The sequence below is a fragment of the Xenorhabdus bovienii genome (genome assembly GCF_024721015.1).
GTDB lineage: Bacteria > Pseudomonadota > Gammaproteobacteria > Enterobacterales > Enterobacteriaceae > Xenorhabdus > Xenorhabdus bovienii.
Map to the genome: position 1 here is coordinate 1 of NZ_JANAIF010000295.1, position 608 is coordinate 608.

Here is a 608-nt window from a genome sequence, read left to right on the forward strand (position 1 = left end):
CAGGATTTCCTGGGCAGAACCGAGCACCGGCTGAACTTTTTTGATTTGACCGGCAAACCCGCAAAAAACTTACCCGACATTGCCATCTCGTGCCATTTCATCGGCTATCACGAGCAGGCGTTGACGCTGGCACAGGGGGCGTTGACGCTGGCACAGGGGGCGATCACGGTGACACAGGAAAGTTCACCGTCTCATCTTGGTGCGCAGAATATTATCCCGGTCATGACCGATTACCCGCCGTTATTACAGGAAAATAGCGGCTGGCCGCTGCTGTCCTGCCTTTCCAGCCCGCCGGTGATGTTATTTGCTACCGACAGCCTGAAACAATTCCTCCGCCTGTTTGACTCACATACCGAGACAAATCGCCCGCTGAGCCGCCAGTTCCGCCAACATATTGACGGTATTGTACAGGTGGAAGAACGCCTGACCGACCGATTGCGGATGGGGCGACCGGTTCGCGGGTATGTGCTGTCACTGACGCTGAATCCTGATTGTTACCGCACTCCCGGCGAGATGTATCGCTTCTGCCGCTTAATCAATGAAGCAATGGCCTGTTTTATCAGCCAGTCTACCTTTGTCATGCTGGAAATTTTTATCCCGGACAGTAA

Annotated in this window: 1 protein-coding gene; it reads left to right on the plus strand. The window is 53.9% G+C overall.

All coding sequences use genetic code 11. From position 1 onward, the window contains the following. Positions 1–608 (plus strand): type VI secretion system baseplate subunit TssF (locus tag NXS07_RS20660; RefSeq protein WP_258087591.1); only part of this gene is annotated, 608 nt, incomplete at both ends.